This is a genomic window from Candidatus Manganitrophaceae bacterium (assembly GCA_012960925.1).
In the GTDB taxonomy this organism is placed as follows: domain Bacteria; phylum Nitrospirota; class Nitrospiria; order SBBL01; family JAADHI01; genus DUAG01.
In genome coordinates this window covers 34976-42533 of sequence record DUAG01000010.1, presented here as the reverse complement: position 1 = coordinate 42533, position 7558 = coordinate 34976, and the positions used below count along the sequence as shown (strand labels likewise).

Sequence of the window (7558 nt, the reverse complement as noted above, 5' to 3'; positions counted from 1 at the left end):
GCGATTGGAGGAATTACACCCTATCAAAAATTGACGCTGGCAACACAGGCTCTACTTCTGTGAACCATTATTAATGGGGGGATTACCCTTTCTCCGGGTGATGATCGCTTTGGCTCTCTGTCATCTTTTAGGCTATTCTTAAGTATGTTTTTGCGCCAAATCGTGTTTAAAAATAGTATGAGGAACTTGGAACCACATCACAAATACTATTGTAATAAGGAGATGAAATCAATCATGATCTATTTGTAATGCGGGGATAAAGGTTGAGTCTTGACAAGATTCATCAAAATTTTGTATAATGCTTTTATACCCTACCATGGTAGAGTATATTAAAGGAGTGCCTGATGAATGATGACACCAAAAGAAAAATCCTTACCCGTCTCGCCAAGATTCAGGGGCAGGTCAAGGGCATCGGTCGGATGATCGAAAATGATCGTTACTGTGTGGACACGCTTCATCAGATCTCAGCCGTCCAAGGTGCTCTTGAACGGGTCGCAAAAGAGACCATGAGGCGCCACCTCGAAAGCTGTGTTGTTAATGCGTTTCAATCAAAAAACAAGACGGAAAGAGAAAAGAAAATAGAAGAATTGATGACCATGTTTTCTAAATTTGGGAAATAGAGCACATCAAAATGAACAGTATCTCTGTCATTGTCCCGGTTTTGAACGAGGAAAAAATACTCCCGCTCTTCCTGGCCCATCTTGAGCGATTTTCCATGGCCGAGGTCCTCATTATTGATGGGGGGAGTGATGATCAAACCCATAAAGTCCTACGCGATTGGGCCAGTGCCTCCAAGAGTAGAACTCGGCGGATTGTGTGTTCCGCTCCTCGCAGTCGGGCGGAGCAAATGAATGAAGGGGCGAAACAGGCGGCGGGAGACATCTTCCTTTTTCTCCATTCAGATTCTTTTCTCCCATCTCAAGGGTTTGAGGCGATCCTGTCTGCGCTTCAATCACCATCTACCATGGGGGGAGCATTTCGACTCAGGATCGACTCCCCTCTTTTTTTCTTGAAAATGATCTCCGTGATGGCCAATTTAAGATCTGTCGTTCTAAAACTTCCCTATGGTGACCAGGGAGTTTTTGTGCGTCGTGATACATTTATAAAACTTGGAGGCTATCGCGAGATGCCGCTAATGGAAGATATCGACTTTATCCGGCGCTTGAGCCAAGAAGGTCATGTCATCCTCCTTAAAGAGTCCGTCACAACGTCCCCACGAAGATGGGCTCATAAAGGATACTTTTACACCAGTTTTCGGAATATCGTTCTATTTGTCTTATATTATCTAGGCGTCTCTCCATTGAGGCTGGCTAAATGGTATCATTCGTGAACCCACCTTGGCTAAAGGAAGTGAAATGACAGTCGATCAACACAAAGGAATCCGCTTAGATCTTCCTATTTCCGGAATGACTTGCGCGGGGTGCGCTTCCCGTATCGAAAAGAGCTTACAGGCCTCAGAGCAGGTCCTTTCATCATCGGTTAATTTTGCTACTGAAAAAGCAACCGTATATCTGAAGGAGTCCGGGGCCCCAACAGAGATTATCCAAGTGGTTCAACATATCGGCTATGACATCAAGACAGAAAAGACGACAATCCCGATTGAGGGAATGTCCTGCGCTTCCTGCGTCGCAAAAATTGAAGGAACCTTGAAAAGCCAGACCGGGATCTTTCTGGCCTCGGTTAACCTGGCCTCTGAAAAGGCAACGATTGAATATTTGCCGACCCTGATAAATATTAAAGCGATAAAAGATGTCATCCGAAAGCTTGGATATCAAGCGCCCGATTCAGGAAAAATCCTCCCGGAAGGTGCTGTCCAGAAAGATAAATCTCGTTCGGCTTCCAGCCGAAAAGTTTTCGGTTCACTTATTCTGACGCTTGCCATTTCAGTTGTGATGCATGCCGACTTCTTTAGATTGGATTTTCTGTTCCCGGCTCATTCAAAAATGAACCTCATGGTACAATTTTTCTTAGCCACACCGGTTCAATTCTGGGCTGGAAGGCAATTTTATAAGGGCGCATGGGCTGCGGCAAGGCATTGGACATCAGATATGAACACCCTGATCGCTGTGGGAACTTCTGCCGCCTATGCATACAGTTTTATGGCCACTTTTTTCCCGAACCTCTTTGTTGGGGAAGGGGTGAACCCCGTGGTCTATTACGATACCTCTGCCGCCATCGTGACCCTTATTTTGATAGGAAGATTACTGGAAACGCGCGCCCGGGGGAAGGCCTCTGAGGCGATACGAAAATTAATGGGTGTTCAGGCAAAAACAGCCTCTATCTTGCAAAGCAATGGCGAAGTGAAGGAAGTCCCCTTGTCCGATGTTCAGGTGGGGAACCAGATTGTTGTCCGTCCCGGAGAAAAGATTCCGGTCGATGGAGAAATCATTCAGGGATACTCCTCGGTAGATGAATCCATGATTACAGGGGAGAGTCTTCCGGTCGAAAAAAAGGGCGGAGACTCCGTTATCGGCGGAACATTGAACCAGACCGGCCGATTTGCTTTCAAGGCGACGCAAGTAGGTTCAGAGATGGTCCTTTCTCAAATTATCCGCCTTGTTGAAGAAGCGCAAGGAAGCAAACCGCCCATTGCCAAACTGGCCGACAAGATCGCTTCTTTCTTTGTCCCGACAGTAATGGGGATTGCATTCTTGTCTTTTATCGTCTGGTTTCTTGTGGGCCCCGCTCCACAGTTGACCCACGCCCTCATTGCCTCCGTCGCCGTCTTGATCGTCGCATGCCCCTGTGCGCTGGGTCTGGCCACGCCGACATCTGTCATGGTTGGAATCAGCCGCGGGGCTGAATCCGGAGTTTTAATCCGAAGCGGCGAGGCGCTGCAGATGGCTCAGAAGGTGGATATGGTGGTGTTTGATAAGACAGGGACCCTCACCCATGGAAAACCTTCCGTCACCGACGTCATCAGCAGAAAAGAAGATCGGAACAAACTTCTCTTTTATGCCGGCAGCGCCGAACAGGGTTCAGAACATCCTTTGGCCCAGTCGATATTAACGGCGGCTAAAGACGAAAAAATTGACCTCGTCGAGCCGGAAGACTTTGAAGCCATTCCCGGAAAAGGAATCCAGGCGGTGATTCAGGGGAAAGTGGTCCTGCTCGGAACCGCCCGATGGTTTGAGGAAAAAGAAATCTCCATGAAGACATTTCAAAAGGCCGGCGTTCGCCTTTTGGAAGAAGGGAAAACACCGATGTTTGTAGTTATCGGGAATGAATGTTTTGGGATTATCGCAGTCTCTGATACCGTAAAAGAAGGTGCAAACGGGGTCATTGCGGCCTTGCATCGAATTGGCTTAAAGACCCTGCTTCTCACTGGGGATCAAAAGAAAACAGCGGAGGTTATTGCTCAGGCAGTTGGGATTGACCAGGTCATCGCAGAGGTGCTTCCAAATGAGAAGGCCCAAAAAATAAAAGAACTTCAAAAGAAGGGGCATCGTGTCGCCATGGTGGGAGACGGAATAAACGATGCGCCCGCGCTGGCCCAGGCGAACATCGGCATGGCCATCGGAACCGGAACTGATGTTGCCATGGCGGCTGCAGACATTACGCTTGTCGGAGGTGATCTTCGGGGGATTGTCACCGCACTTCGACTTTCAAAAGAGACAATGAAGAATATCCGGCAGAACCTTTTCTTTGCTTTTATCTACAACATCATTCTCATCCCCGTCGCGGCGGGTGTCCTCTATCCTCTGTCGGGCATCCTCCTTTCCCCCATCCTGGCTGCCGCAGCCATGGGACTCTCTTCTGTAAGTGTCGTAACAAATGCCCTTCGGCTCCGGTGGTTTCGCACGGTATAGGGTGGTTTTTCGGTCTTATTTTTCCTCGGGTGCCTCTATCCCGAGAAACTTCATTTTCCGGTAGAGATAGGTCCGCTCAATCTTCAGCGCTTCCGCTGTTTTAATGACATTCCAGTTATTTTCCCCAAGCTTTTCCAGAATATGTTTCTTTTCGAAAAGACTACGGGCTTCTTTCAGCGAAGAGGCAGGCGTCGATGTCGATTGTAGGATCTGAGATTGATCCCCCTCCCCGTATTGGATAAAGTCAGGAAGATCGTCCTGTGTAATCACTTGGGACGGGACCATGATCATTAGTCTCTCAGTAATGTTTCTGAGTTCTCTCACATTGCCCGGCCACCCATATTGCTTCATTAAATCATAAACTTCTGCTTCTATTCTTTTGGGCTTGAGGCCTTGCTCCTGAGAGAGCTCTTTCATAAAGTGAGCAATAAGGCGCGGGATATCCTCTGCACGTTGCCTGAGAGGAGGGACATGTAAAGGGATCACATTTAAACGGTAATACAGATCTTCACGGAAGGTTTCCTCCTTGATCTCTTCCGAGAGGTCTTTGTTCGACGCTGCGATGACTCGGACATTGACCTTGATCCGTTCCCCCCCACCGACCCGATAAAAAACCTGATCCTGTAATACCCGAAGAACCTTTGATTGGGTCGGAAGAGACATGTCCCCGATTTCATCAAGAAAGAGTGTTCCCTCGTGAGCCAGTTCAAACTGTCCCTTTTTCTGACGTTCCGCCCCGGTGAAGGCACCCTTCTCATATCCAAAAAGTTCACTTTCAATAAGGTTGCTTGGAATCGCGGCACAATTGATCTCGAGAAATGGCCTTGCTTTCCTCGGACTTTCCGCATGGATCATCCTGGCGACCAACTCTTTCCCCGTTCCGTTCTCCCCTGAGATCAATACCCGGCCCTGGGAGGGACCGGCCATTTTGATCTGTTGAATCAAATCAAGGATGGGCGGACTCTCACCAATCATTTCATATCTTTTTTCCACCATCATTTTCAGTGTCTTGTTTTCCTGTTGCAGCCTACGTTCGGTCAGGGCATGCTTCACCATCAGGATTACTTTTTCCAAAGAGAGAGGTTTTTCGATATAGTCATAAGCCCCCAGCTTGATCGCTTTCACGGCCGTTTCGATTGAACCATGGCCTGACATCATGACAACAATGACCTCTGGAGAGGAAGCTTTTATCTTCTTTAGGGTGACAAGCCCGTCCGGGTTCGGCATCCAGATATCAAGCAAGACAACTTCGGGGGAAGTGGTTTTCACCTGTTGAAGCGCATCGACCCCATTCCCTGCAACATGAACATCATATCCCTCATCGCTCAGGATACCCGATAGCGTGGAGAGGATCGCCGGTTCATCATCTACGAGTAAAATCTGTTCAGCCAAGTAATCTCCTTTGGTAACTATTGAGACTCGTTTAAGCCACCATGACGGCGCTGCTGTAGTTCTCGAATCCTCACGCCTTGCCCTGAAGCTTTATCTAGGCATGCTGAATATGTCATCCCTATACGGGGAACTCAATGGTAAAGGTTGTCCCTTTTGGATGTCGGGGTGCGACGCGAATTTGTCCATTATGATCTGTCACAATGCGATTGACAATGGCCAATCCGAGCCCTGTTCCGGTTTTTTTTCTAGAAAAATAAGGGAGAAACAGTTTCTCAAGATCATCAGGCTCAATACCCACACCCTCATCAGAAACCTCTATCCGAACCTTTTGTTGGGCCAGATCGTATGCCGTCGCAATATAGACGCCGCCCTCCCCCTCCATGGCTTCAACCGCATTCTCAAATAAATTCAGGAATACACGTTTGATCTGGTCACGATCCAAATTCAGCATGGGAATATCTTCATCAAACTGAGAAGTGACGACGATGTCTTTTTGACTTGTTTGATAAAGGAGAATCACCTCCTGTAAAATTGGGTTGATTGTTTGCACGCTGCGGTGAGGAGGAGGGAGCCTGGCAAATTCCGAGAATTCATCAACCAATCGCTTCAGGCCCTGTACCTCGTTAATCACGATTCGGGTCGATTCATCAAAGATTTTATCAAAATCGGAGGACCCCTGGAAATATTTCTTCCGAAGACGCTCGGTGGAAAGCTGAATCGGGGTGAGAGGATTTTTAATTTCATGGGCAATTCGACGGGCTACCTCCTGCCAGGTCGCAACTTTTTGAGCCCGGATGAGTTCGGTCAAATCATCAAAAACGATCACAAAGCCCAGAAGCCTTTTGTCGTGTCCCTGCAAAACCGAAAGCGTGATGCGCAGGGTCAATAGCCTATTCTGAACTTCGACAATAATTTCTTCCTCCAAAGACTTTTCCCCCGCTGCTTGCATCTGCTGATAGAGGTCGGTGATTCCCCCCATTTTTCGGGATAAGAAGAAATCAATAAAGTCCTTCTGAATGGCCTCATTGGGCGGGACACTGAAAATCTTGCTTGCTGACGGATTAAAAGTCGCGATCCTTCCTTTTTCATCGACAGAAATAACGCCCGCGCCGATATTTTGCAGGACACCTTCCATATAGGCGCGGCGTCCCTCCGATTCCCGGTTCGACACCAGGAGAAAACGATTCACCTCTTTAATTTTTTCCTGCCCCTGCTTTAAGTCAGACGTCATTTTGTTAAAAGAATCAACCAGTACGCCCAGTTCATCGGTTGCCCGGACATCAAGCTGGAAATTTAAATCTCCACCCGCAACGGCTTGTGTCCCCTCGGCAAGACGCTGTATTGGAACAGTAATGGTTCGGGAAAAGTAGATACCGAACCATACCGCCGAAAAGATGATCAAGAGGACAATGATCAGGAAAGAAAGGATGTAGCTTCCCTTAATAGGGTTCTTGAATGCCTTCAACTGTTTGTATTCTTCGACCGATTTCTTGATTCCCTCCATCTTCTGAACAACGTCAAGAGGGATCAGATGGTCGACCACAAGGATTGCAACAATGCGGTTTCTTGAACGTAATGGAATGACGCCCCGGATAAGATCTCCTTTCGGTGTTGATTGAATAGAAAGAGGGAGAGGTTCCTTCTCTCCACTTTTAAGGTTTTGATTAGATTCAAGGATTTTCTCAAGAAAATCCGGCGATGGAGGGCTGGCCGCGTATTCCTTCTCTGAAGCCCTGGCAATATGACGGAGTTCCGGCGTGAAGAGATGGACGGCCTGAACACCGTGCTCTTCCCGCCGTCTTTCCAGAAAGTTGGCCACTCTGTTCCGAGCACTTTTGACCATGTTACGTTCCAGGAGGGAGCGGCCGATTTCATTTGAGGTACGGACAACATTTTGGCGATTCTGTTCATAATAGTCCTGAGCAACGCCCAGAGACTGGTCAAGTGATTTTTCCACTTGAATGGAAAACCAGTTTTCAATACTGCTTGTCAAAAGGCCACTGGCAACGATAAACAAAAGAATTGATGGGATCAACGAGAGGCCGAGAAATGCACCCACAAGCTTGCTCTTGAACCTTGATTTTCCCGGCTCTCGCTTCCTTTCAAAATAGACTTTAATCAGATTTCTGGAAAGGAGGAGGACCAGGACAATCGTAAGCGTGATATTTACATTCACCAGTGTTAGTACGAGAATATTTGTTGAAAATTGAGAAGGGTGTTCGATGCCTCGAAAGAGAAGAAATGTAAGTGAAACCGAAGCAGTCAAGAAGAGCGCGGTGATCCAGACAGGGCGAAAGACGCTCTTTTTTTTCGTCTTCCCTATTTTTGTACTATCCTGATTCACCAACTGGACCCCA

Annotated in this window: 5 protein-coding genes; 3 read left to right on the top strand and 2 right to left on the bottom strand. The window is 47.7% G+C overall.

Annotation, left to right across the window (positions count from 1 at the left end; genetic code table 11):
• Positions 1 to 344 precede the first annotated feature (344 nt).
• Genes EYQ01_01340 through EYQ01_01330 form a run of 3 tightly spaced genes read left to right on the top strand, consistent with a single transcriptional unit; the run spans position 345 to position 3809 of the window.
• Complete coding sequence (locus EYQ01_01340) at positions 345 to 620, top strand: transcriptional regulator (GenBank protein ID HIE64459.1); 276 nt, start codon at positions 345 to 347, stop codon at positions 618 to 620.
• An 11-nt stretch (positions 621 to 631) separates the two neighbouring features.
• Positions 632 to 1330, top strand: coding sequence for a glycosyltransferase (locus EYQ01_01335; protein ID HIE64458.1), 699 nt, complete (start codon positions 632 to 634; stop codon positions 1328 to 1330).
• 25 nt (positions 1331 to 1355) lie between these two features.
• Positions 1356 to 3809, top strand: coding sequence for a copper-translocating P-type ATPase (locus EYQ01_01330; GenBank protein ID HIE64457.1), 2454 nt, complete (start codon positions 1356 to 1358; stop codon positions 3807 to 3809).
• A gap of 15 nt (positions 3810 to 3824) precedes the next feature.
• On the opposite strand, the gene EYQ01_01325 is transcribed toward EYQ01_01330, so the two are convergent.
• Both EYQ01_01325 and EYQ01_01320 read right to left on the bottom strand, forming a co-directional pair.
• A complete protein-coding gene (locus EYQ01_01325; protein HIE64456.1) occupies positions 3825 to 5201 on the bottom strand; it encodes a sigma-54-dependent Fis family transcriptional regulator in 1377 nt (458 codons plus the stop codon).
• A 118-nt stretch (positions 5202 to 5319) separates the two neighbouring features.
• Positions 5320 to 7545, bottom strand: a complete 2226-nt coding sequence (locus EYQ01_01320; GenBank protein HIE64455.1) for a PAS domain-containing protein — start codon at positions 7543 to 7545, stop codon at positions 5320 to 5322.
• Positions 7546 to 7558 lie beyond the last annotated feature (13 nt).